The organism is Neobacillus paridis (genome assembly GCF_016765675.1).
Classification (GTDB): Bacteria; Bacillota; Bacilli; order Bacillales; family Cytobacillaceae; genus Neobacillus; species Neobacillus paridis.
On record NZ_JAESWB010000193.1, the window covers coordinates 1 to 727 of the forward strand.

Genomic DNA, 727 nt, shown 5'->3' on the forward strand with positions numbered 1-727 from the left:
ACAATGCTTCCAGTGCCAGGATTCGCTCGCCAATAAAGACGGTTGGGATGGCTCCGGTGTCCACTGTGAAGTGGAATCGGCTGCCTGCCGGTTTCGCTTCATGATCCTCCCGCAGTTCCGCATACTCCTGGATCTCGCCATCGTTGATGTCCACTGACAGTTCGAACAGCGTCGGCTCGCCAAGCACTTCATCAATGCCGCGGCTGACCGCTTTCTTGATGACGCCCTCGATGGTTTCCTCGGCCAGCAGATCGTCTTCCCGAATCACACCGATACGACCCAACTGGCTGGCTAGCAGGACGATCGACGCATGGGTGGCCTGGGTGAAGCAATCCGGCACCTGCGGAGCGATCTTCGGCAGGCTTAGAAGAAAGGGGGCAGGAACTGCGGTGCCGGCTGCAGGACCTGTCCCTTGTTGGATGCCAAAACTGTTTTCGTAGCCTTNCCTTGTTGGATGCCAAAACTGTTTTCGTAGCCTTTGTACATAGATTCATTTCCTTCTGATCAAATGAAAAAAGGGGGGAAGAATTTCCCCCCTTCGCGTTGTTGGCATCGTCAAGCTTCTGACGAACCCAAGCATCGATGGGGGTCATGTTGCTTACCCTTTTGCGCCGGCCGTCTTGACGAACTTGTAGACGAGCTTGTCGCCCTTGTCTTCAGGTCCTTCCACAGTGGCGTTGGTCAGTTCGGGAAACGTGGCACTGTAGATGTCACGCACCTCGTCGAC

General features: G+C 55.4%; 2 protein-coding genes. Both read right to left on the reverse strand.

The window, feature by feature from the left end; translation table 11 throughout:
- A partial coding sequence (locus JK635_RS28485; RefSeq protein WP_202654693.1) for a hypothetical protein occupies positions 1–268 on the reverse strand: 268 nt, incomplete at its 3' end.
- 330 nt (positions 269–598) lie between these two features.
- Positions 599–718 carry a PRTRC system protein C gene (locus tag JK635_RS28490; protein WP_498043872.1) on the reverse strand — a complete coding sequence of 40 codons (120 nt, stop codon included), beginning with the start codon at positions 716–718 and terminating at the stop codon, positions 599–601.
- Positions 719–727 lie beyond the last annotated feature (9 nt).